This window comes from Flavobacterium aquidurense (genome assembly GCF_002217195.1).
Lineage (GTDB): Bacteria > Bacteroidota > Bacteroidia > Flavobacteriales > Flavobacteriaceae > Flavobacterium > Flavobacterium frigidimaris.
Genome location: NZ_MUGR01000035.1, coordinates 1 through 24,934, shown reverse-complemented (window position 1 = coordinate 24,934; position 24,934 = coordinate 1). Strand labels below are relative to the sequence as shown.

At 35.3% G+C, this 24,934-nt stretch carries 19 protein-coding genes and 1 pseudogene; 10 read left to right on the top strand and 10 right to left on the bottom strand.

The features are described from left to right. Positions 1 to 32: 32 nt before the first annotated feature. Positions 33 to 647 (bottom strand): hypothetical protein, encoded by a 615-nt coding sequence (locus B0A67_RS18065; protein WP_072958117.1) that lies wholly within the window; start codon positions 645 to 647, stop codon positions 33 to 35. 154 nt (positions 648 to 801) lie between these two features. On the opposite strand from B0A67_RS18065, the gene B0A67_RS18060 reads away from it, so the two are divergent. After that, positions 802 to 2,025 (top strand): DUF4272 domain-containing protein, encoded by a 1,224-nt coding sequence (locus B0A67_RS18060; RefSeq protein ID WP_072958120.1) that lies wholly within the window; start codon positions 802 to 804, stop codon positions 2,023 to 2,025. A gap of 312 nt (positions 2,026 to 2,337) precedes the next feature. Here B0A67_RS18060 and B0A67_RS18055 read toward each other — a convergent pair whose 3' ends face one another. The 7 genes from B0A67_RS18055 to B0A67_RS18025 form a co-directional block, all read right to left on the bottom strand. Then, positions 2,338 to 3,672, bottom strand: a complete 1,335-nt coding sequence (locus tag B0A67_RS18055) for a hypothetical protein (RefSeq protein WP_072958123.1) — start codon at positions 3,670 to 3,672, stop codon at positions 2,338 to 2,340. A 36-nt stretch (positions 3,673 to 3,708) separates the two neighbouring features. Further along, a complete protein-coding gene (locus B0A67_RS18050; RefSeq protein WP_072958127.1) occupies positions 3,709 to 6,105 on the bottom strand; it encodes a TonB-dependent receptor in 2,397 nt (798 codons plus the stop codon). Positions 6,106 to 6,430: 325 nt separating this feature from the next. Continuing rightward, on the bottom strand, positions 6,431 to 7,441 hold the full coding sequence (locus B0A67_RS18045) for an FAD:protein FMN transferase (RefSeq protein WP_072958131.1): 1,011 nt from the start codon (positions 7,439 to 7,441) through the stop codon (positions 6,431 to 6,433). 152 nt (positions 7,442 to 7,593) lie between these two features. Further along, entirely contained in the window at positions 7,594 to 9,780 is a 2,187-nt protein-coding gene (locus B0A67_RS18040) for a PepSY domain-containing protein (RefSeq protein WP_072958134.1), read from the bottom strand. A gap of 146 nt (positions 9,781 to 9,926) precedes the next feature. After that, complete coding sequence (locus B0A67_RS18035) at positions 9,927 to 10,409, bottom strand: DUF2271 domain-containing protein (RefSeq protein ID WP_072958138.1); 483 nt, start codon at positions 10,407 to 10,409, stop codon at positions 9,927 to 9,929. A gap of 111 nt (positions 10,410 to 10,520) precedes the next feature. Further along, positions 10,521 to 12,014 (bottom strand): ankyrin repeat domain-containing protein, encoded by a 1,494-nt coding sequence (locus B0A67_RS18030; RefSeq protein ID WP_072958141.1) that lies wholly within the window; start codon positions 12,012 to 12,014, stop codon positions 10,521 to 10,523. Positions 12,015 to 12,360: 346 nt separating this feature from the next. Further along, a complete protein-coding gene (locus B0A67_RS18025) occupies positions 12,361 to 12,741 on the bottom strand; it encodes a winged helix-turn-helix transcriptional regulator (RefSeq protein ID WP_072958144.1) in 381 nt (126 codons plus the stop codon). A gap of 92 nt (positions 12,742 to 12,833) precedes the next feature. Between B0A67_RS18025 and B0A67_RS18020 the strand changes: the two genes are divergently transcribed. From B0A67_RS18020 to B0A67_RS17990, 7 genes are all read left to right on the top strand, one after another. Beyond that, the gene (locus B0A67_RS18020) at positions 12,834 to 13,832 is read left to right on the top strand and encodes a quinone oxidoreductase family protein (RefSeq protein ID WP_072958147.1); all 999 of its coding nucleotides are present in this window, start codon (positions 12,834 to 12,836) and stop codon (positions 13,830 to 13,832) included. Beyond that, complete coding sequence (locus B0A67_RS18015) at positions 13,829 to 14,299, top strand: cupin domain-containing protein (RefSeq protein WP_072958149.1); 471 nt, start codon at positions 13,829 to 13,831, stop codon at positions 14,297 to 14,299. The genes B0A67_RS18020 and B0A67_RS18015 overlap by 4 nt, the downstream gene beginning before the upstream one ends. Positions 14,300 to 14,525: 226 nt before the next feature. After that, on the top strand, positions 14,526 to 14,744 hold the full coding sequence (locus B0A67_RS18010) for a hypothetical protein (RefSeq protein WP_072958152.1): 219 nt from the start codon (positions 14,526 to 14,528) through the stop codon (positions 14,742 to 14,744). A gap of 319 nt (positions 14,745 to 15,063) precedes the next feature. Beyond that, positions 15,064 to 16,095: a methionine ABC transporter ATP-binding protein MetN gene (metN, locus tag B0A67_RS18005; protein WP_072958156.1), complete on the top strand. Its 1,032-nt coding sequence runs from the start codon at positions 15,064 to 15,066 to the stop codon at positions 16,093 to 16,095. Beyond that, positions 16,088 to 16,741 carry a methionine ABC transporter permease MetI gene (locus tag B0A67_RS18000; RefSeq protein WP_072958161.1) on the top strand — a complete coding sequence of 218 codons (654 nt, stop codon included), beginning with the start codon at positions 16,088 to 16,090 and terminating at the stop codon, positions 16,739 to 16,741. The genes metN and B0A67_RS18000 overlap by 8 nt, the downstream gene beginning before the upstream one ends. Before the next feature lie 68 nt (positions 16,742 to 16,809). Continuing rightward, entirely contained in the window at positions 16,810 to 17,628 is an 819-nt protein-coding gene (gene metQ, locus B0A67_RS17995) for a methionine ABC transporter substrate-binding lipoprotein MetQ (protein WP_072958163.1), read from the top strand. Positions 17,629 to 17,860: 232 nt separating this feature from the next. Next, positions 17,861 to 18,385, top strand: a complete 525-nt coding sequence (locus B0A67_RS17990; RefSeq protein ID WP_072958167.1) for a PPC domain-containing DNA-binding protein — start codon at positions 17,861 to 17,863, stop codon at positions 18,383 to 18,385. 82 nt (positions 18,386 to 18,467) lie between these two features. On the opposite strand, the gene B0A67_RS17985 is transcribed toward B0A67_RS17990, so the two are convergent. Next, positions 18,468 to 19,070 (bottom strand): FMN-dependent NADH-azoreductase, encoded by a 603-nt coding sequence (locus tag B0A67_RS17985; RefSeq protein WP_072958171.1) that lies wholly within the window; start codon positions 19,068 to 19,070, stop codon positions 18,468 to 18,470. A gap of 118 nt (positions 19,071 to 19,188) precedes the next feature. On the opposite strand from B0A67_RS17985, the gene B0A67_RS17980 reads away from it, so the two are divergent. Next, a complete protein-coding gene (locus tag B0A67_RS17980) occupies positions 19,189 to 19,563 on the top strand; it encodes a winged helix-turn-helix transcriptional regulator (RefSeq protein ID WP_072958175.1) in 375 nt (124 codons plus the stop codon). Positions 19,564 to 19,636: 73 nt separating this feature from the next. Here the strand turns inward: B0A67_RS17980 and B0A67_RS17975 are convergent, their stop codons facing one another. Continuing rightward, positions 19,637 to 21,379: a tetratricopeptide repeat protein gene (locus B0A67_RS17975; protein ID WP_072958178.1), complete on the bottom strand. Its 1,743-nt coding sequence runs from the start codon at positions 21,377 to 21,379 to the stop codon at positions 19,637 to 19,639. Between the two features lie 271 nt (positions 21,380 to 21,650). Between B0A67_RS17975 and B0A67_RS17970 the strand changes: the two are divergent. After that, positions 21,651 to 24,934, top strand: a pseudogene (locus B0A67_RS17970) (hypothetical protein); the annotation flags it as partial.

The window sequence follows — 24,934 nt, the reverse complement described above, 5'->3', positions numbered from 1 at the left end:
TTATATCATTTATATGGTTTGTTTTTTTTATGTTAACTTATCCAGGTTTGCCAGTTTTGAATTATTTTCCAATTACCGTTTATTTTTTTCAAATAGATGGCTCTCCCACTTCCGCAAAGGCCGGTGCAATGATAATCTAATTGAACGTAGGCGTTTTGTCGATCAAGAGAAAAAACTGGAATTGTCATCTCGTAAAACCTAAACAGTTCAGAATTTTTTCGCTTTGTTAATGCGTTTTCAACTGTGGTTGTATTCAGCTTATTAATGAGTTCTTTTTCAATTTTGAGTTGTTGAGGATTTGAATTTTGTTCTAATAGATATAAAGAATCTTTAGATGAAAAAAATACTTCATCTCCTATTTGATTATTTAATAATGACGTAATATAAATGTCTCTGGGTGGAGGTGGAGGAGTTAATCCATCCTTTCTTTTTTCAGGAATATATATATTAAGCCTTCTTAGTTCACTGCAGAACATCTTAGAGTTTTTATCTTTCGAAAATACATCCAAACTATCCTGAATTATAATTGTCTTGACAATCTCGTTGATATCCTTAATTTCTTGATTAGCAATAGTAGTCTTTGCTTTTTTGTTTTGACAACTACAAAAAGCAATAATTAGAACTAAAAATAGCGTGATTTTTTTCATGTACTTTATTAATATTACTGTATTTTACATCAAAGTAAAAGTAGAGATTTAATTTAAAAACGATACAAAGTATTTTCATGATGTCGCGATTTTGCTAACACATTTTATAGAATAAAACTTATATTAGCAGATCTAAATATATAAAAGCCGTAAAATGACCTGCACTATTTATTCGCACCAAAGTGGTTTTGAAAACATTAAAGAGACCATCTTATTGAACTTTCCAAAAGGGAATATTTCACTAAGTAAAGAAGACGAATCTGATATCATCGAATTAGAAATTAAAGAAAGCGATTCGACTCCTTCAAAAAAGATAAAAATTTTGTATCGTGAAAGAGTTGAACCTTCCTATCAAATCCCTGAAATTAATGATTCTGCTTTAACAGCTAATCTAAAAGGGCTTTATGGTTTTGTATACTCATTGCCGACCGTAAATAAAAAAGTCAAAGATTTATTTCTGCATAAAATAGAGACTTTAAATTCAGAGTTTACTATTATTCAGGAAGAAGGAGAAGTAGAAGAATTAAAAACGATAATAGCCAATATAGCAAACGAACTTGATGCTGTTTTATTTGTTCAGCCCGATGCAGTTATCAGCAAATCAGCCGGCCAGCATTTTTTAGATAAAAATTTAGATTTAATTATCGACACTGAAGGAAATTGTGGAATTGAAGATTTAGATGTCAAAATCAATTCGGTTTATTTTGATGGAGATCAGAACGAATTAGAAGAAGATCAAAAGCAAAGAAAAGAGAATAACGAAAAAATCCTCGAGGAGCATAACATCAAAATCAACAGACATTTGCCTTGCATAGAATCTGAAAACGAAACTGTAACAAGAACTCCAAAAGAAGTTGCACAGCGAGTGAGTGCTTTGGCAGTAGTAAATTTGGTGGCTTTTGGCAGTATTTCTCCGGAGGAAGCGACAGATTATTTGCAAACTTATAAACTTTGGGATTTTACAACTGAAAATGAAAAAGAATTTCTGGCGGACCCAACAGATGACAAAAAAGCAAATGAAAGCTGGAAATGCGAAGGCATCTGGGTTTTAATGTGGGCTTTGAATAAGATTGACACACTTGATTTTCCCGATGAGTTCTGCGATCTGGAAAACATTAATCCGGATGATTATCCAGTGGGACAGGATAAAGATCCTAATATTTTTATTGATTCGATCGATTCAATACGTTCTAAAAGTGAAATTTTAGATGCCAATGATTTGTATTACAGATTTAATTGGGCTTGTGTTGACGAAAGAATTAATGGTAGGCAGATAGAAGCAATTAATCCCGGAATCGTTTACGAAAGACAATATGCCTTAAACTGGCTTATCAATTATATGGAGCAGGATTGGGATCATGTTACTTGCGATACCTAAAATTTACGAATTAATTTAAAGTAAAAAGTGAATTTTACCTCAAAGACTGCAACCATCTTGTCTTAAAGTATGCTTAGAAAAAAATCTTGCAAAGTCGTAAAGACACAAAGTTTTTTCTTTTTTAAGGTTTGCGAACTTTGCGTTTATCAACGTAATATTGAGCAAAATACTTAGCGCCCTTTGGGGTAAAATTGAATCACAACACTATTAAAAACAAACATTCCCCTCCAAAAAATTGAAGCGGAATGTTCTAATTAAAAAAAAAATTCAAGTTATTATCTTTACAGACTGCATACTTGCTGCTGCATATTTTTAGAATACTCCAATATAATGGTTTCCAGGATTGTTGATTAATTTCGCTCCCTTGGTAACTGCTCCGGTAGGAATGTCAATAATATAAAGGTTTCCGTCTTTTCCAACAGGAGTAACTGCGATATATAAATCGTTTCCGTCAACAACAAAACCTTGGTATTGACCAAAATCTAAAGCCGGGTCGTAAGCAATTTCTTCTACTTTTTTAGCTGTTTTTGCATTAAGGTCAACTCTTGCTACAAATCCTTGTTCTCCTGCATCTGCATGATTATAAAGGACATAAGCAATTCCGTTTCCTGCATATCTCCAGGCATCGATATAAGATCCTTTTACTCCAAGAGCTGAATCTAAGCTAAAGTTATAAGCGTTATCGTATTGATTGTTTTGGTTGATTCTTAAGATATAAGAACCATTTTTTGTATCTCTTTGAGTGGCCTGATAAATGTTTCCATCAGTTCCTAAAAAGCTGTTAAAACTACGGAAACCACTTGTGTCGCCAAATGCTACTGTAGAAGTAATCACCTGTGGGTTTTCTAAAGAAGGATAATCAACGATTACTGACTTAGATCCCAAACGATCAAATGTTGCTTCATTTTGCCCCGTTGTTGGATTTGTTTTACGCATCCATGTACCAATGATTAATTTGTTTCCTGCTTTGTTAAGCGTTGGTGCATCTAAACGGAAAAGGTGATGTCCTTGTGCTTCTTCCTGAGCACTTAATGCAATTTCGTATTGTTTGTATGCCGAAATTAAAGTTTGTTGCATGTTCAATGATAAAACCGTTGCCAGTCCTCTGGTGTGTTTGTAGCTTTTGTCAGGGTTAGTTACAATTACCGGTGTTGCCACATTTACTGCGACACCTGTTTTATCTCCGTCAAAAAGTTTGTTCCATCTTGGTGATGTTCCTGCGTATTGCGAAATATTTACAGTAGCTCCGGATTGCGCAAAATTAGCAGCTCCGTTTACTTTGTAGGTCATAAACTCACCGCCGTTTGCACCCGTGTAAGTAATATTAAAAAGCGTACTTCCATCTACAGATGATTGTAAACGTGCAGTTCTGCTTGACTGAACAGGAGATCCTTTTCCGTAAACATCTATAGAAAAATTAGGGTTTCTTGCATCTTCTTTAGTAACAGAAAATACTTTTGTACCTCCGTTTCCGTCTCCGGGCTCAGTTTGCATCAATGCACCTGCAAGAGTGATCCAGCGACCGGGAGTTTCCGGTAATGTTGGTGCCGGATTGTCATTATTATCATTACTGCTGCAACTTGTTGTTAAGGCAAATGTGGTCAAAACCAGACCGCATGCAAACAATTTAAATGTACTTTTTTTCATATTCATGTATTTAAAAAAATTAATTATAATAGAGTATTAGAATTTATTGAGCGTATAGTTTAATTTTAAATAAAAGGCTCTTCCGGGCTTTTGAACAGCAAAATTGTCGTATACCTGTTCGTTAAGAATATTTCGGGCATCAAAACTTACTATTATTTTTTTGTTAGGGAAAGCATAACTCAATCCTAAGTCTTGTGGAAACTGAGTAGTGGTCTTATCTATTTCAAGCCACGACGTATAAAATTCGCCTACGTAACCAAAATTGTAATACAAGTTCAGTTCAGAGTTCTTTTGTAGAATATCTTTAAAGTTATACTGAACACTTCCGTTTACGGTAAAATATGGTTCGTTAGGTAATTGTTTATTGTAGTACAGCAATACATTGCCGTTATTGTCGTATTTACTTTTATACAATGAATTGAATTTTGACATGTTCATAGACACGAATAATCTTTTGTTATAAACATAATCAAATGAGGCTTCGAAGCCCAAAGACTGTGCTTTTCCAAGATTCGCAAAAGGTGTAGACTGTACAGCTTCATTCAGACGAATACTGATGGCACGTACAATTTTGTCTGTAGAATTTCTCCAGAATCCTGATCCTGAAAAAGATATTCTGTGTTGGTCAAAATCGTAAGGACCAAATTTTATTCCGGCATTTACATTTTTACTTTGTTCAGGTTTTAATTCAGAATTTCCTATTATGTTTTCCCCCGGTCTCCCGAATACTTCATCTTCAGAGGGTAATCGTATCGCTTTTTCTGCAGATAACGATACCATTGTTTTAGGGGTAACAAAATAAGAAGTTGCTAAACCGTATCCGAAAAATGAAGTGGTGTTTTTAGTCGCTTTTTCAATAATGGTGCTTTGCCCATTTTGAGAAAGGATTTCAGGTTTTATTTCATTTAATTTTTGTTCATAGAATTTACCAAAAACGTTGGTTCTTAAACGGGAATCAAATGCTTCCATTTCATAGGCTAATGAAGTAACGGTTTTTTGTAAATCACGTGTTGCCTCAAAGTTGTTCTGAAATTCCGGCTTGATCAGGTCGTTATCATTTCGGTCCACCATATAAAACATATTGCTAAACACAATCCTGTTCTTTTCATTGATATTATAGTTCAATCCCATTCGTGAAGTCAATATATTACTTGCAATGGTATTAATCGTTGGTCCGGCCTGTTGTGCCCCGTAAGTTGATAAAATAGGTTTGCCATATAATCCCAGTGCCTTTTCTCCAAACCAATTGTAAGTCCACTTTACAGTATCATTTAATGTCTCGTTTCTTTGACTATAAACGGTGTTTAACGTAAAGTCAAGTCCTTTTGCCAGGAAATTCTTTTTGGCATAATTCAAACTGATTGCGGTTGCATCTGCTTCAGTAAAGCGGCCTTTATAAGGTCTTGTCATGTATTGACCATGCTGAATCTGATTATGATCTTCAGAAACATTTACGCCTATTAAAAAGTTATCTGCCCACTTTACATCCGTAAAACCAGCCTCAAATCTTCCACCGTAGGATCTGTATCTATTCTCGAAACGTTTGGCCCTAACGTAATCGTAACGTCCGTCAGGAAGGATATTGTAAACAAATTTTCCCCAAACCTCATAATCATTATCAGAGTAATTATAAAATCCGGACCCTTTTAGTGTAAAACCTGATTTGTCGCGGTATGTAGTATTAAAATTGGACTGAACGGTATTGAAAGAACCATAAGAAACAGAGGCATTCAAGGTATTTTTAGCGCCTTTTTTCAACACTACATTTATAGCTCCACCCAAGGCGTCATCTGCCAAATGAGCAGGAGTAACACCTTTGTAAACTTCTATACGTTCGATTAATGCCGGAGGAATACTGTTTAGATTGAAAGAAGAACCGTAAGTAGAAATTGGAATCCCGTCGATAAATACCCGGATAGAATTTCCTGTCATTCCGTTTACGTTATAGTTAACACTAGAACCTAAACCACCATTTTGTCTGATTCGAACTCCTGCAGAACGATCCAGTAAATCGTTTGTTTGCAGATTTCTCGTGGCAGCTTCTTTAGTATCAATGACATTCACAGAGAAACCTTTGTACATAATCTCTTTTTTTATGGTTTTCTTTTGAATAACAACCTCTTTTAGATTTTTAGGATCATTTTTTTCTAAAGAGATATGAATAGAATGAGAAGGGCGATTCAAATGAATATTGACCGTTTTTGTTTTGGCCTCTAATGAAGAAATTTCTAAAGTATAATGTCCGTAAGCCAATCCTTCGACTTGAAACTGACCATCATTATCTGTAATTGCAAATTTTTGAGTTCCTAAAACCAGTACCGAAGCTCCGGAAGCCGTTTGATGATGCGGAAAGCTTACTTTTCCGGTAATGTTTCCATTTTGTGACCAAGCCGAAAAATTGGCAAGCAAAAGAACAAGTAATAAAAATCTCATAATAAATTTACGTATCAATAGAAACGCAAACTTATGGTATTGTTTATATTTAATCTAAATAAACAGATTAGAAAATCATTAGAATTACATTAGAAACTCTAATGTTGGAAATAAGGGGTATTTAAATCCTTATACTGATATTAGTTAAGGGATGTTTTAGAGATAAAGGAATGTTTTCTTAATTTAAAAAATTGAGATTTCTCTCCCGATAGCTCAATGTCATTAAGCTGAAATACTGTACCGAATAAATCTCACGCAAAGTCGCCAAGCCGCCAAGTTTACACCTAAAACCTTTGCGCTTTTGCGTCTTTGCGCGATTTTTTTGCTACAATTTTGCCTTAAATTTTTTGATTTTGAAGTTTTTAGACTTAACAAGTTTTCCATTGTCTGTAATCATTACACAGCTATATTCAGAATATTTTTTAAGTAAAAGCAAACCTTTTGTCTGTCCTAAAACCATAAGTGAAGTACTTAAAGCATTAGCAGTTTCTGCATTTGGACCAAACACGGACACGCTGCACAATCCTGTTGCAGGATAACCTGTTGCGGGATTTATGATATGAGAATAACGTTTTCCATCAAAAACAACAAACTTCTCATAACTTCCAGAGGTCGTTACCGCGCCATTGTTTAGAGGTACTACGGCAAATAAGGTGTCTGGATGAAACGGATTTGTCATCCCAATATTCCAGTCTTTACCACTGGGTTGTTTTCCCCAGGCGGTCATGTCTCCGGATCCGTTTACGATTCCGGCTTTGATACCTTTTGCGAGCATCATGTTTCGGCATTTATCAGTTGCATAGCCTTCTCCCAAAGCGCCGAACCCGATTTTCATTCCCTTTAATTTTAAGAATATAGTGGATTGAACGGAATCTAAAATGATATTTTTATAACCTACTTTTTCTACGGATTTTTTTATGGCTTGCGCCGAAGGCATCTCCGTCATCGACCCGTCAAATTTCCAGATTCTGTCCATAGCGGCAAAACTTACATCAAAACCGCCATTTGTAGCTTCAGAAAATTGTATGGCTCTTTGTGTTAGTTCAAAGACTTCACGATCTACTTTTACAGGTTTGATTCCCGCATTTTGATTGACCTCAGATACCTGAGAAGTAGGTTTCCAGTCTGAAATCAGGTTTTCTATTCGGGTAATTTCAGCAATGACTTCATCAATATTTTGCTCTGCTGAAAGGGAATCTTTGGCAACGATTGTAATATCAAAACGTCCGCCCATCAGTAATGTGGTTCTTTTTCTTAAGACTTGCGCATTACCCGATAAGCCGCACAGTACTACAGAAAGAAAAAGGAAAGCGTAAACTGACTTTTGAATTGACATAATTTTTTTAATACAGTTAATTGTTATAATATAGATGACAAACCAATAGTAAAAACTTTATTTTATAAGTTTGCCTGTTGCTATCGTTCAGGTGTGCAGATTTATTTTAAATTGATATTCTAAAATCTATATTCTAAAATCTAAAATAATACTTAATAACAATCCGTCAGTAGCTGACCATTTTCTCTGTAATGAGCGATACTGTTTGTTTTTCTTTCAGTACATAATTTGTCCAGAATAGCTTCTACATCTTTTTGCATGGCAAGAGAACCACAAATCATTATTATGCCGCCTTGCTGCAGTAAATGAATAAAAAAGTCGGCGTCACGTTTTATCAGGTCCATTACGTAAAAATGTTCTTTCTCGCGTGATAAAGCCAGATGAAAACTTTGAAGTTTTTGCTTTTGAATCATTTCTGTCGTAAACTTTTTATAGCCTGAAACAGTTTCAGTTTCCATTCTGAAACCGGCATACAAATGCGTTTCTATTTTAGCTTTATTCTGTTCGATCATTCCAAGGAAAGGAGCGATTCCGGTTCCGTTTGAAATTAAAGCGACTTGTGATACTTTTTTAGGAAAATGAAATGCTTTATTGTTGATAATTCCAGCCTTGATAACATTGCCCGGCACCAGACTGTTTAAGAATTCCGAACCCAGACCATGCGGATGTAATTTGACAACCAATTGGATATTTCCGGTATGTTTCCCAATAGAGTAGAGGCGTTCTCTGGTATCGTTTGCCGGATAAACAGCCAGTAGGTCTCCGGAATTGAATCGCGATTTCAAATTAGCTCTAAGCGTTAGGATAAAGGTTTGTTCGTTTTCAGAAACTAATGTTTTATCCAATACCATTATTTTTTGCAAACCTTTGGGTACGTGATTGTATAATGAAGGAGTTGTCGATAGCGGAATTTCAGTTTTGGTACTCCATAATTTTACCCATTCTACAAATTCAGAAGCCGATTTATCGTTAACCGTTTGAACGTCTAAGAAACGTTCTGCCCAATGCTGATTTTCTAATTGTTTGTCGATTTCAAATGCAAATCCGCAAAAATCCGGATACGATTTCGAACCAAAACCCACTACAGCATAATTGATTTTTTGTTGTGGTATATGTTTCTTTAAGAGAGATATAAATTTATTTCCGTTAGACGGAGCGTCTCCCAATCCGTGAGTAGAGGAGAAAACAATAAGGTGTTCAGCTTTTGGAAATACAGTAAAGCTATTCAGTTCCGTGATAAAAGCCTTTTCACCATGAGCAATCAATTGTTTGAGAACAGCATTGGCGAATCGCAATGAACTTCCGTTTTCTGAACCAACCAAAAGGATAAATTTACTTTCGCCGGCTTTGTATTTATTTTTGATACGGCTTGCTCTTCTTTTTAAGGTAATTGAAAAACCTGAATAGATAAAAAAGAGAATATTGATACTGGCAATAGCCAATATAAAAGCCCAAATTGCATTGGTTTTTCCGGTATGAAGATTAAGACTTAAATCTGCTAACTGAGCGGTCATTGCAGAACGTTTTTCTGTCACAACAGCGCCGGTAACCTGATTGACTTCGATTTCACGATCGTTTAGCTGAATGATAAAATACTCTTCAGGATCGTCTGTAAAGGGGAATTCTATTTTTTTGACATCAGACAAAAGGGTAGTTGTAAAGACAGAGACAGTTTTGCCTTTTGGAGCTGCAATTTCTGTTTTTTCCTTTTGTTTTTTTTCTTTACCCATAAAAAAGTTGAACCTTTCTAAGGATAAATATGTTCCGGTAAGTGCAATAATCAGAATTGGAATTAAAGCAAGTCGTCCTAAAACGACATGATAATACTGGCTGAAATATTCTTTGACCACTTTCGAAAAGAAATTACGTATTCCTTTTTGTCTGTTCAGAACAAGAGCAAAGCCTGAAATAGCAATCAAAACCAATAAAAAAGAGATTACACCAACAAAGAAGCGTCCTGTTTCATGTAGAAATAAGGAACGGTGGAAACCGGTAACCCATTGAATAAATTCACTTTTTTTTACTGGTTTTCCTAAAGTTTTACCTGTTTTGGCATCAATATAAGCATTGACATCATTACCCTCTTCATCAATGGCCTGTAAGGTTACAAATTGATTGTGGTCTACGCTTAGCTCTGTTATTTCAGGATATGCCTTTTTTAGTATCGGTAAAGTTTCTCCTAAAGTAATTTTATCAAAGTGCTCTATTCGATATGGGAGTGTTTTTTCCTGCATTGCATCAACTGCCAGAATAATACCGGTTGCTGAAGCTAAAATTAAAAACAAAGAAGAAAACAAAGCCAGGGCCAAGTGTGTATAACGCCAGAAAGAAAGAGTCATTGAGTGTAATCTATAGGGTAATCAAATGTAATTGAGAATTGGTTTGCCACAGGTTAAAAGGATTTATATTGATTTTTTCATTTAACCGAAAAAGAATCTTTTGCAATCTTTCTAATCTGTGGCAATTTTATTTTTAAGCGATACGATTAAATTTTGTTTAATCTCACGTATCTGATATAACCTTTTCCCTCTGTTTTATCAGCAAGACCTTCAGTTGTTAAAGGAATTTCAAGATCACTTACATAGTATTTCTGATCTTCAACAGCAGATTCAAATCTTAATTTATATCCTTTATTAATTTTAGAATCCTCAATTTCTATGGTTGTAATGCTGCGATCTCCGCCTGTAACTGACGCTCCGGTTTTGGCACTGATATCTGCAGGTTTTGAAGTTTGAAATTTATTCCACTCTTTCAGTGATTTGTACCATTTTTTATCATCGCCCATTACATAAAGTGTCTTTTCGTAATTTCCTGTTGGATTAATAAGCGAAACGACGATGTATGCTCCTTCTCCCATGTAATTTGCCATTTGCAGCATGCATTTGTATTTACTCGCTTGTGCATTTGCCTGAAAAGAGATAACAAAGATTAGTGCGCTTGTTAAAGCTATTTTAAGTATTGATTTCATATTTGAGTTATGAATTTTGAGTTATGAATTTTGAGTTGTGGATTATGAGTTGTGGATTATGAGTTGTGGGTTATAAGGCAGACTTTTAACTTCTGACTTATAACAAATAACTTATTTTAAGAATTCAATCGAAACATTGTTTTTTGTTAGGGATTCATTTTCTTTGGCCAAAGCATAAGCACTTTCGTCAAACTCTGTAGTAACGTCTTTTTTAGCGCCCACAGATACTAAATATTTCATAATCGTATCATCTTTGGCTACCATTGCAGCTTTATGTAAAGCTGTTATACCGTCTTTGTTTTTAGCATTAACATCAATATTTAAATCTGCTAATTTTTTTACCAGGTTCAGGTCGTTTTTAGCAGCTGCAAAGTGGTACAATGTACTTCCGTCTTTTTGCGGAGCACTAAGATTCAATCCTTTCTCCTGAAGTAATTTTACTTTAGCATCAAATGGGTCTTTAGCGGCGTTCGCTTCACGTCCCATTGGTCGGTAAGATTGCACTAGATAAACCCCTAAGTTGTTTCCGTCTTTGTCTTTTACATTTACGTCAGCACCTTTACTTAAAAGAATGGCAACTGCTTCAGGAGTTCCTGATTTTACTGCCGTGGTCAAAGCTGATTCTCCTTTTAGATTTTGTAAATTAATGTTTTTGGCTACAGGTAATAATTTTTCTAAAGCAGCAGTTTCTCTGGCGCCGGCAGCAATCATTACCGGAGTGTTTCCGTCTTTATTTACTTTGTTTGCATCAACACCTTTAGTTAAGAAGTAAGCAATTATTTCACCTTGTTTTGGTTTATTGGCCAAAATATGAAGCACATTTTCTCCCGATTTATTGGTCGCAGTTGGCTTGATTTTTAGTTCTTCTACCAAATATTTATAGGTTTCAAGTGTATTGGTTTCTCTTCGGGATCCTTGTGCAGCAATAAGAAGTGCGTTATCCGTATATTTTACTTTTCTATCTAATAACTTTTTCAAAAGTTCGATGTTTCCCGTTCTTGCAGCATAGTCAAAAGCAGTACTTCCGTTACTGTCAACATCTTTAAGAGACAATCCTTTAGTGGTTAGATAGTCCGTTAAAGCAAGGTTTTTATCTGCCGGAACAGCTACAAGAAGAAGGTTTGCACCATCAGTATATTTTTTCTTTGGATCAATTCCCGCTTTAAAAAAAGCTTCATATAATTTAGGATCAGCCTGACCATTAGAAGCAGCAAAAACAATTGGAGTAGTTCCGTGGCTGTCTTCCAGATTTATATCAGAACCTTTGGCAATAAGATATTCTATCAGTTCGGTATTTCCTCTGTAAGCCGCCCAATGCAGATAGATACGATTATCATGCGTCATTTTCCCTACCTCATTTCCTGGCTGGTCTAATAAAAATTTGATCGTTGCTATTGGTGCGTCATTGTTTATAGCAAGTACAGTAGGATCAAACGCATTTGCATTTGGTTCAGCCGGATTACTTCCTTTCGCAATTTCAGCCTTAACCGTATTGGTATCAGGTGCATTTTTCCAAAAGGATTGTTCTAATAAGCTATTTTTTTGTTGGGCACTAACAAATAAAGTTGCGGCTAATGCAAAAGAGATAAAAATATTCTTTTTCATATGGAGGTATTTATTGTTTAAATGGGTTTAAGAGCATTTTCTATGTTCTAAAAATTCAAATAAGACCTATAATCTATTTAGAATAATTAAAAATAACACAAATGTAAAAATTAATATTAGTAAATCAATTTATTTGGGAAAGAAAGTCCAATTTTAATGAATTTTTAAGTTTTCGAAAAGATTAAAAGACAGTGATAAAATGGCCTGTTTTTTAATTCTATTTTATATTTTAGAACATATTAAAATATAAAATAAGAAGTGGCAGAAAAGTGAAATTTTGATTTTTAGATGCTTAAAATTGAAAAAAGGAGAACTCAGTTTTTGTGATTGTTTTACTGCTAATTCTTTACTTTTTAATTGCTTCAATGATCTTTTCACGATGATGTAGTCCCCAATTAACTAAAGTTTCCGTTACCGGAAGTACCGATTTTCCATATTCTGTAATCGCATAAACTACTGTAATAGGTTTTGTTTGCTGTGTTGTTCTGGAAACCAGTAAATTGTTTTCTAATTCTTTGAGTTCTTTACTCAGCATCTTAGCCGAAATGCCGTCAATCTCGCGTTGCATTTTTTTGAAGTTAATTACCTGATGTGTTCTGTTGGTTAAAAACCGAAGAATTATCAGTTTCCATTTTCCTCCTAATACATCCAGACTATCGCGCATGGCCATAAGTTCTTCTGAACAATTGGCCTCACGAAGCGTTCCGTTATCATTGATTTTTGCCATAGTAGTTTCTTATTGGTAAGTGGTAACCTCGGGTTAACCCATAGCAAAAATAAAGTATTTGTATTTTAATTTTGTATGATAAAATAATAAAAATGAAAGCAATCGTTTTACATCAAAGTGGAGAATTTGAACTGCTGGAAGTTGATACGCCACAACCAAAAGACAATCAGATTCAGGTAAAAATAGCCGCAGCAGGTTTTAATCCGATAGATTATCAGATGACCGAAAATGCAATAGAACGTAAGTTGCTGCATTCACCAATATTGGGCAGGGAGTTCTCCGGAATTGTTGCTGCTGTTGGAGAAAACGTAACGGATTTTAGAATAGGGGATTCCGTTTTTTGTGGTTCGGGAAGTATGGGATCCAATGGTACTTATGCCGAATATATTTGTGTTCCTGCTGAAATAGTAATGCATTTGCCGCAGAGTATTTCTTTTGAACAAGGTGCAGGAATCCCTTCTGTGGGCTTAACAGCGCTTCAGTCTGTTGACAGAATGAAAGCAAATTTATCGGATACTATTTTTATAACCGGTGCTGCCGGAGGAGTAGGGAATATGCTCCTTAAAATGCTTATTCAAAAAAGATATGACAATCTTGTTGTAACGGCCGGAAATGAAAACAGTATTGCAGCATTGCTGGAAATTGGCATACAGCCAAGTCAGATTATCGATTATAGAAAAAATAATGTTTATGAAACTGCTTTGGCTTTAAATAATAAAGAGCATTTTGATTTTGCAATTGATTTGGTGGGAAATGAAATTTCAGTTGTCGCAGCCCGACTTTTAAAGACGAATGGAATTTATGTGGATGTTACCAATTTTACTACACCTGATTCCCGTGAAGCACTTTTTAGTAAAGGAGCCGCGATTCTCAATATCTCTAACTATGCGTACAGTCTGGAAAAAAGATATAATTATTATAAAAATGGACTGGCGGAATTAGCGAAACTACTGCAGGAAAATTTGATTACACCACTAAATATTGAAATAGTGGGCGGTCTGGGAGTGGCCACGGTTGCCAAAGCACACCGTATACTTCGCGAAAATAAAACGAACGGAAAGAAATTAATAATGCAAATAAACCAACTATGAAAACAATTCCGAGAAGGATCGTTACGGCAATAAAAGACGGAAAATCAATAATCGAAAGTGATGCAATTGTATCGAATGTTTCCGAACACTTTCCGGGTCTGATTATATCTGATATCTGGTCGACAGATAGTATGCCTGTAAAATTAGACGAGGAAAAAGTGATCAAAAACACCGCTTTCCCCAATACGCCCAAAAACGGTAGTTATTTCAGATACGTTCAGATTCCGCCAGACAAAGAGCTCGGAATTGAAGCCCCCGAAGGGCAGCCACATCCGTTGATGCATCAAACCGATACTTTAGATTATATCGTAATTCTTTCCGGAGAAATCTGGCTTATTGTAGACCAAGGGGAAACTTTATTGCAGGCCGGAGATATTGTAGTGCAAAGAGGAACCAACCATGCGTGGAGTAACCGATCTGATTTGCCTTGCATTCAATTGGCGATATTATTGGATGCCGGAGAATAATTGTTATTGAATTTATGGCATACGGATGACACAGATTCGCTATCGCGAAACCGCTGATTTTCACGGATTTTATTCAAAACGAAATACGTCTGGTTTTGTCCGGCTGAGCGTAGTCGAAGCTCCTTTGTGTAAAGAAATCTATCCTGACAAAAAATAAACCGGCATCAATCTGTTTAGATCTGTGAGATCCGCGTACTAAAAATCAATAATTCTTAGTTGCACACGGATGACACAGATTCGCTATCGCGAAACCGCTGATTTGCACGGATTTTATTCAAAACGAAATTGGTCTGGTTTTGTCCGGCTGAGCGGAGTCGAAGCCCTTTGCGTGGAGAAATCTATCCTGACAAAAAATAAACCGGCATCAATCTGTTTAAATCCGTTCCATCCGCGTGCCATCAAAAAAAGTCTTATATATACGAATGCCTTAGCCCTGACGAAGTAAACAGCTCCAGAATCTTAAAATACTCTATTATATCGATAGGGTTAAAAAAGATTCGATTTTTATATTGAAATTCAAATTATCTCTTTAAATTTGCCGCAGCAATGAAAAACAATAACCAGTATACAATTCATTACAGCTGCAACATGATGTGTTGTGGTGCTATGCGATGGTATGAACTGGCTTATATATAAAAGTAAAATTATTTATTTCTGAAGCCTTTCATAATCAATTGAAAGGCTTTTTGATTTTAAAATTTATATTTCGGAAGCTCTAAGTATTTATGTCTGTGGATGTAGCAGATTTAACTTGAATTAATAAAATGATTGAATTAAAAAATGTAACGAAGAATTTTCATCAGAAAAACCGAATTGTTTCGGCTTTATCGGATGTTTCTCTTAAAGTTCCACCAGGGAAAATCTTTGGTGTAATTGGAACTTCGGGAGCTGGAAAAAGTACCTTAATTCGATGTGTAAATTTACTGGAAAGACCCACTTCGGGAGAAATTATCGTAGACGGAAAGTTGCTAATGCGGTTATCCAATGCGCAACTGGCCATTGAAAGAAGGCAAATAGGAATGATTTTTCAGCATTTTAATTTGCTTTCTTCACGTACTGTTTTCGAGAATGTGGCTTTTCCGCTTGAATTGGTTGGAGGTTCAAAGACAGATATTCGTACTCGTGTTTTAGAATTACTGGAATTAGTAGGCCTGGCCGAAAAAGCTAACGATTATCCTGCAAGTCTTTCAGGAGGTCAGAAACAAAGGGTAGCCATTGCCAGAACATTGGCGAATAACCCAAAAGTATTGTTGTGCGATGAAGCAACTAGCGCGCTTGATCCTGCAACTACAAGATCTATTTTGAATTTACTGAAGGATATTAATCGTCGCTTAAACATTACGATCTTATTGATTACGCACCAAATGGAAGTCGTGAAATCAATTTGCGATGAAGTGGCAGTAATCAGTCACGGAAAACTAATAGAGCAGGGTAGTGTAGGAGAAATTTTTGCCGACCCTAAACATGCATTGACAAAGGAATTTATTGCTTCGTCTTTACATCTTGATATTCCAAGAGTGTATCAGGAAAGATTGCAAAAAGAAGATGGTGAAGGATTAAGTCCGTTGTTAAGGCTTGAAATGACCGGCAAGTCGGTTAATGAACCTGTAATTTCTGAAGTTTCCAGGTTGTTTGATACTAATTTTAAAATCGTTAGTGCACAAATGGACCAGGCCGGAGATGTGAATTTTGGTGTAATGCTAATCGAATTATCAGGCAAGCGCGAGAATTACGAAGCTGCAATTGAATATTTTATTTCTAAACATATTAAAACAGAAATCATAGGTTATGTCTGATTCTATTATTGACTTATTATTAAAAGGTACCTGGGAAACCATTGTGATGACATTTGTGTCGGGATTTTTTGGTTTTGTATTGGGGCTTCCAACTGGTATTTTGCTTTTCCTTACCCGAAAAAATCAAATTCTGGAGCAGCCGGTTTTAAACAGAGTTTTATCGGTTTTGGTGAATATTTTTCGTTCAATTCCGTTCATTATATTAATTGTATGGATGATTCCCTTTACGCGTGCTTTGGTAGGCACTTCTATTGGTGTGAGTGCAGCACTAGTTCCGCTTAGTATTGGTGCAGCGCCATTTATCGCCAGACTGGTAGAGAATAGTCTTCTGGGATTGCCTTCGGGATTAATCGAAGCAGCAAGAGCTTTGGGGGCAACACCTTTTCAGATTGTATATAAAGTATTACTTCCAGAGGCCCTACCTTCGTTAATCAATGCAGCATCGATCACTTTAATCACACTTGTAGGTTATTCTGCAATGGGTGGAGCAGTGGGTGCCGGCGGTTTGGGACAGGTTGGATATCAATACGGATATATTGGTTATGATGCTGTGACTATGAATTCGGTTTTGGCATTACTGGTACTTTTGGTATTCATCATTCAGTTTGCAGGAGACTTTTTATCAAAACGATTTGATCATAGATAAATGCTCTGAGATTACTTTGTGGTTAAATTTTCAGACAACAGATAAATATTAATTATAAAATTAAAAACATGATTACTAAAAATAATTTTTTTAAAATAATCGGAATTTTAACCTTGACACTTTCATTGGTTAATTGTGGAAAAAGTAAAGACAACGATCCGCACCACATAAAAGTGGGTGTTGCAACAGGACCGGAATACAAAGTAGCAGAAGCGGCTAAAAAAGTAGCAAAAGAAAAATACGGACTTGAAGTGGAGTTGATTTCTTTTAACGATTATGTGATTCCTAACGAAGCTTTGAGTCAGGGAGATATTGATGTGAACGCTTTTCAGCACAAACCCTATCTTGACGAACAATCGAAACAACGCGGATACAAACTGGCAATCATTGGGAAAACATTTATTTACCCAATTGCGGCCTATTCTAAAAAGATCAAAAGTTTGGCTGAATTGAAGGATGAAAGCACAATTATTATTCCAAATGATCCAACCAACGGAGGACGTTCATTATTGCTTTTAGAGAAAAACGGTCTACTGAAACTTAAAGACGGGATTGGTTTATTGCCTAAAGTAACAGATATTGTAAGTAATCCTAAAAAGCTTAAAATATTAGAATTAGAAGCGCCTCAATTGCCAAGAGCTCTTGATGATGCAAACGTTACAATTGCCATTATCAACAATACTTTTGCTTCGCAGGCAGGACTTGTTCCTTCGCGTGATGCTTTGTTTGTTGAGGACAAAGATTCTCCTTATGTAAATTTAGTGGTAAGTCGCGAAGACAATAAAAACGAAGAAAAGGTAAAACAGTTTTTACAGGCTTTTCAATCTGCAGAAGTAGAGGCGGCCGCTCTTAAAGAATTCAAAGGCGGAGCTGTAAAAGGCTGGTAATAAGAATCTGTCCCCTGTTTGAAGACAATAAAAAAGCGCTGAATCTACTGATTTAGCGCTTTTTTTTAGTTTCAGGCATTATTAAACAAATCATAAGAATCACCGTAATTAGGAAAAAAGCAAAACTAAATAGTTACATTTATTCTGCAGGAACAAATCTCTAAAGTCAAATCAATAAACATAGAAATTGATTCCTTATTTAATCCGCATTTTATTCTAAAAAATCAATCCAATGAATTTTCAAACAAAAAACATTATTGCCTCAGTTTTGCTTTGCTTCATAGTAAGTCTTGCACAGGCGCAACAAAAAGACGATGCTTCAAAATGCCGGTATGTTAAAACTGCTACAGGTTATTTAATGGTTTTACGAGAATCAGATAATGTTATTGAGTCTATTGAAAAGCTGGTTCGGGAAGAAAAAATCCCTTCCGGAAACTTTACCGGAATTGGCTTTGCACAAGAGGTCACTTTTGGCTTTTATGATTTTAATCTCAAGAAATTCAATCCAAAAACCTTTAATAAAGTTGAAATGGGAAGCATTACGGGTTCTATTGCCTGGAATGGAGATAAACCGTCATTGCACATTCATGGCGTGGCAACCGATGATAAATTTAATGCGTATGGCGGACACATTCTTGCCTTAAAAGTGGGCACAGGTTCTATGGAGGTTTACATTACACTGAATAATGAAAAAATTGAGCGAAAAATTGAGCAGCCCTTAAATGCTAATGTGCTGCAATTGTCCTGCGTAAAATAAAGCTTTTTCTAACTTGCAAAAGATTGATTGAGGCAAGAATTAAAAGTAAATGTATTTTAATTCTTGCTGAACCAACTATAATTTAATCAATCTCTATACTCTCAATTGCTTTTTTCATGGCGTTTTCTTTCACTCCCGGTACTTTCAGTCCTTCAACACGATAGGCTGTAAGATCTGTCATGCCCAGAAAACCCAGAAAAGCTTTTAGATAAGGAACCACAAAATCATTGGTTTTGCCCGGTCCTTCAGAATATATACCGCCGGAGCTCATGGCAACGTACACTTTTTTTTCTGTTACTTTTCCAACCGGGCCATTTTCGCCATACCCAAAGGTTATTCCTGCTCTGGTGATATGATCAATCCAGGCTTTTAGCGATGACGGTATGGTAAAGTTGTAAAGCGGTGCACCAATGACGATAATATCTGCTGCTAATAATTGTTTTACAGCCTGATCAGAAAAACCAATAGATTCTTTGTCTTGTGGTGTCAACTGATCTTCCGGAATAAAAAACGTGCGAAGAACCTCAGGGTGAAGATGTGGAATTTGAATATCGGTCAGATTGAATTCTTCAACTGTACTGTTGGGATATTTATCCTGAATCTTTTCAATTATAGCTTTACCAAGTTTAAGGCTGTAGGATTCATTGCCTTGAATACTTGAAATTAAATGAAGTATGTGTTTCATAAACAAAATTATTAATGTTAGATTTTATATGAGCAAAGCTACAATTAGCAACTATACAAAAGTGAGTGCTTACCCAAAGGAAAGTGGTTACTTTTAGGAAAGTGTCTATCTTTGCAATATGAAAACAATTGAAGATGAAATACTTCTAACAAAGGATGAATGCTCCGGATCACTGAAAAACATACTGGATGCACTGTATGTTTTAAACGGCAAATGGAAGATGGCTTTAATTCTTAGCCTCATACAATCGCCGAAACGTTTTAATGAGATTCAGAAAGAAATCGCGGGAATTTCGCCCAAAGTTTTAGCCAACGAACTCAAGGATTTAGAACTGAATGAGTTTATCAAACGAAATGTGTATCCCACGACTCCGGTAAGCATCATTTATGAAGCTACGGACTACAGCCAAACTTTAAAAAGCGTGATTCGTGAACTTAGTGCATGGGGTGAACAGCATCGGGAAAAAATCAAGGAAAGTATGCGGAAATCTTGAGTAAACAAAAATAGCATAGTGCTGTTTTGTTTATTTTAAATGAAACAGAAATATTGATTTGGCGCTTTTTTTATTACAAATTTTGCATTGACTTTGAAGTGAGATGTTCAAAAAGCAGATCAAATTTTGAACCTAGTTTTTTCTTTAGCCTTTGTTTCGATTTTTTAACGGCATCAGGTGTAATCCCTAATAATTCGGCGATTTCATTGTTGCTGAAATTGAGCTTTTGCAATAACAATATCCTTTTGTTAGCATCAGTAATTTCAGGAAAATCCTGTTGTAATAATCGGGAAAATTCAGGATATTCCTTCTGAAATTCCCTCTTAAAAGTATTCCAGTTATTCTCCGTCATTAAATGCGATTCAAGAAGCGTATTGAGTTGTCCCTTTTCTTTTTCAAGATAGTGAGAAGATGATTTTTTAATCTGTTCGATTTCAACTTTCAGTTTTTTGATCTGAATGTTTTTGTCTTTCAGATAATCAACCTGAGCATTAAAATTTTCATTAGTTTCATGAAGCTTTTGTTCGATCTTTATTTTCTCTAATTTTAGCAAATTAACTTTTTGATTGTATTGTCGTTGCCTGTTTCTTAACTGTTTTTTTAAGCTGAAGAATATAAATAATGCCGACATAAAAGCCAAAACAATCACGATAGCATAGCTCTTTTTTATCGCAGTTTCATGCTTCACCTGATTGGTTGTTTTGTTGATGTTTTGCTGAAATTTCGTTTTCTGAATTATCCAGTTGGCATTTCTTATAGCAAGATCGCCGTCTTTGTTTTTTAGGGAATCTTCCAGAACAACCATTCTTCGTCTCAGCACTAATTCATTATCACTTCTTTTTTGCTGGTCTAAAATAGCCAATTTTAGTTTGATGATCTGAAGTTCTGCTTTTTTAAAATAGGATTTTGAATTGGCAATTTCAGCTGCTTTTTTTAGTACTTTTTCTGCTTGGTTAAGCTCTTTATTTTCTACATACAATTCAGCCAGGAGAATAGAGGCATACATCGTATTTTGATTGCTTTTATGCTCTTCAGAAATTTCGATATCTTTTTTTAGTAAAGAAATCGCTGGTAGCAAATCGCCTTTCTTTTGTTTTACAAGCGCCAGATTACCTAAAGCTTTTGCATATTGTAGCTCATCCTGAATTTGCTTTGCCAAAACCCCTGCCTGATTAAAATAAGATTCGGCTTCCTGATCATTTCCCAAACGAAAATAGTTCATGCCAATATTATCTATCAGCGAGGCATATCCGGCAGTATTTTTTGCAGTATGTTTTTTGGCAAGATTTAGGTAATATAAGGATTCAGGATAGTCTTCGAGGGTTTGGAGCATCCAGCCAATTTTCTTGAAAGATTCTCCCGGAAGAATGATTTCATTGGCAGGTGTTTTTTTTATTTTATCAATTACCTGCAACAACTTAGGCGTCATATTTATATAATCCCTGTAGAGATAGAGATAACTAATATAGTTAAGTTCTGCCCAGATCTCAAGAGACACATCTTTTTGTACAGCAGCGCTTTTAATGGACTGTGAATAATAAAACTTACTTTTTGAATTGGCGGTATTATAAAAATCACTGTATCCGTTAGCCAGTAAACCGTCATAAACAGACTTATATGTTTGTGATTTGCCTAAAAGTTCAAGATGCTTTTTTAACGAGATAGTATCAGTATCAAAAGACTTTTCTTGAAGTAAGACTGCCTCAATGTTGGCAATCTTATTTTCCAGACAAGGAATTTTGATTGGGGGGTTCTGTGATTTTACTTGTAAAATAAAAAGCAATAAAAGAACACAATATGATTTTCTAAAAAGCATTACGTTTTTGTAGGTTGTTATTAAATCTGGTGCGTAAAAATAGTAAAAAAAATCTATTAGTTTTTACAACTTAATTTGTAAAGCATTGGTTTTAATGGTTTTTTAAATAAAAATGTCCCTTATTTGTCCCCCTTTGATGCTGTTAAAAGTATAATGTGTGAATTACATTTGTCAACAGCTCCATAAGTATCTATTGTCCGCTTCATTTGTAAATGAATGTAGTTTCTGATTTATACTTTAATACTACGACTATTAATTTCTGATTCAATACATGAAAAAAAAACTACTTTGCTTCTTCTTACTATTATTTAGTGTATTTAAACTTCAAAGCCAAACTACTGCCGGCTATTTAAGTGATGTTACACAACCTTGGTATTCATTTGGTTTGACTGGAAATATTGATGCGATGAATTCAGTTTACGGAACTGACTGGACGCAATATAATTATAATACCGTAAATGCTGCGGCACTTTTTGATTCTAACAGAAGGTTTATCTGGATAGAGGGTAGTGATAATAGTACAAGTAAAATGCTAACTTTCCTTGCTGCAAATACTGCATTAATCGAAAACTGGGTCAACGCAGGTGGTACCTTACTTATAAATACAGCAACAAACGAAGCTTTATCACCTTACAATGTAGGTTTTGGAGTTACCAGTACAAGAGGGGTTTTTACGTCTGGATTACCATTTGACACGTCCAGTTCTTTTTTTGCTTTATCACCATATTTACCTATTATCCCTAATCAATATACAGGAACCTCCTTTGCGCATAATTTTTTTTCAGGCCCGGGATTAGAAAAAATTCTAGTTTCTCCCACAGGAGAAATAATATTAGCTGAAAAAAAAACAGGGTCGGGATTGGTTCGTTTTTCGGGATTGACCACTGGAGTTTTTGCAAGTGGCAGTTGGATTCCTAAACCTCAAATACTGAATTTATTGTACAGAATGATAAGTAAACTTTCTCAAATACCTTTTGTTACACTAATTGATCCTGTAGCAATTGCTTGTAGCGGAGAATCAGGTTCTGTGCAATTTAGGATTGACGATCAAGAAACATTACCAGCTGATCTTTTAGTATCTGCGTCTTCATCAAATCAGGCTTTAATTCCAAATGCAAACTTAATATTATCGGGTACAGGAGCTACGCGTTCTCTTGGTTTTACAGGTTTAGCCAATCAAACAGGTACTTCAACAATTACCGTAACTGTAACGGATGAAGATTCTAATACATTTACCACAACATTTATTGTAACGGTCAAAGATACAGAAGCTCCGGTAGTACAAACACAAAATAAAACTGTTCAGCTTGACAATACCGGAAAAGTAACTATAACAGCAGATGACATCGATAATGGTTCTACAGATAATTGTGGTATAGCTACAAAAGTACTTAGTAAAAACAGCTTTAATTTTAATGATATAGGAGATAATATCGTTACATTGACAGTTACAGATGTGAATGGTAATACAAGTTCAAAAACAGCAATAGTAACAATTCCTTTAAATTGTCCTGCAGATATTGTTGTAAATAATAATGGCCCGGGCAAATGTGGTGCTGTTGTTAATTATTATTTTAAGAACAATCATGCATCAAATGTTCTTATTCTTAATTCATATTCTTTTTATAGTGCGCTTGATATAAAACAGAAACTTGAAAATACTCATGAATTTGATAATGTAGATGTTATCAGTTTGTCCTCTTTTATACCAGACTTAGTGGTTTTACAAAAGTATGATGCAATACTTGTTTGCACTGCTTATGGCGAGATAGGCAGGCCAGGTTTAGGCGATGTACTAGCTCAATATATCGATAGTGGGGGCGGTATTGTAGATGCTCTTTTTGAGAATAGTAGCCAGCCTATTACAGGATTATATAATACTAATGCATATAGAGTATTAGTTCCTACTGATATTAATTTAAGTGGAGTATTAAGTTTAGGAACAATCGACATCCCAAATCACCCCATAATGAAAGATGTAGCCACTTTTACTGGCGGTTATCGTTCTGGTTCTACAAATATCACTCCCGGATCTCATGTAGTGTCTAGATATAATAATAATGACATGCTAGTAATAGCAAAGGAAAATGTTGGTTTGAATAATGCAAAACGTGTTAGTTTAAATTTTTATCCTGCTTCAACTACTGTTGACCTTGATGGTTGGGATTCTTCTACTGATGGAGCTAAAATAATAGCCAATTCATTAAAATGGACAGGGAAAGGTTTGAAAATAAAGCAAATTTCAGGATTGCCAAATGGTAGTTTATTTCCTGTGGGTACTACTACAAATACATTTGAAATAACAGATAAAAACAATATTGTACACACCTGTTCTTTTAACGTTACGGTTAAAGATTCAGAACTTCCAGTTGTAAAAACAAAGAATATTACCGTTCAATTGGATGCTGTAGGAAAAGCAACAATAACCGAGGCAGAAATCAATGATGGCTCAACAGACAATTGCGGTATTGACGAAATAACTTTAGATAAGAAAGATTTTGATTGTACTAATATTGGAGATAACACCGTAACACTTACAGTTACGGATGTCAACGGAAATTCAGATTCAAAAACCGCAACAGTTACAGTTGAAGACAAAGTAAAACCAACAGTTAATACGCAGAACATTACGGTTCAATTGGATGCTTTAGGAAAAGCAACGATAACTGCAGCAGAAATCAATGATGGCTCAACTGATATTTGTGGTATTACGACAATGACTTTAGATAAAACTACTTTTGATTGTGCCAATGTTGGAGATAATATCGTAACGCTAACTGTTACGGATGTCAACGGAAATTCAGATTCAAAAACCGCAACAGTCACAGTTGAAGATAAAGTAAAACCAATAGTAATTACGCAGAATATCACAATTCAGCTTGATGCTTCAGGAAATGCTATTATAACTGAGGCAGAAATAGATAATGGTTCAACTGATATTTGTGGTATTACGACAATGACTTTAGATAAGAAAGATTTTGATTGTTCGAATATTGGAGACAATACCGTAACGCTTACTGTTACGGATGTCAACGGAAATTCAGATTCAAAAGCGGCAACAGTCACAGTTGAAGATAAAGTAAAACCAATAGTAGTTACGCAGAATATCACAATTCAGCTTGATGCTTCAGGAAAAGCAACGATAACTGCAGCAGAAATCAATGATGGCTCAACAGATAATTGCGGTATTGACGAAATAACTTTAGATAAGAAAGATTTTGATTGTACCAATGTTGGAGATAATATCGTAACGCTAACTGTTACGGATGTCAACGGAAATTCAGATTCAAAAACCGCAACAGTTACAGTTGAAGACAAAGTAAAACCAATAATGGTTACGCAGAATATCACAATTCAGCTTGATGCTTCAGGAAATGCTGTTATAACTGAGGCAGAAATCGATAATGGTTCAACTGATAATTGCACTATTGCGACAATAACTTTAGATAAAAAAGATTTTGATTGTACTAATATTGGAGCAAATACGGTAACACTTACAGTTACGGATGTCAACGGAAATTCAGATTCAAAAACAGCAACGGTTACAGTTGAAGA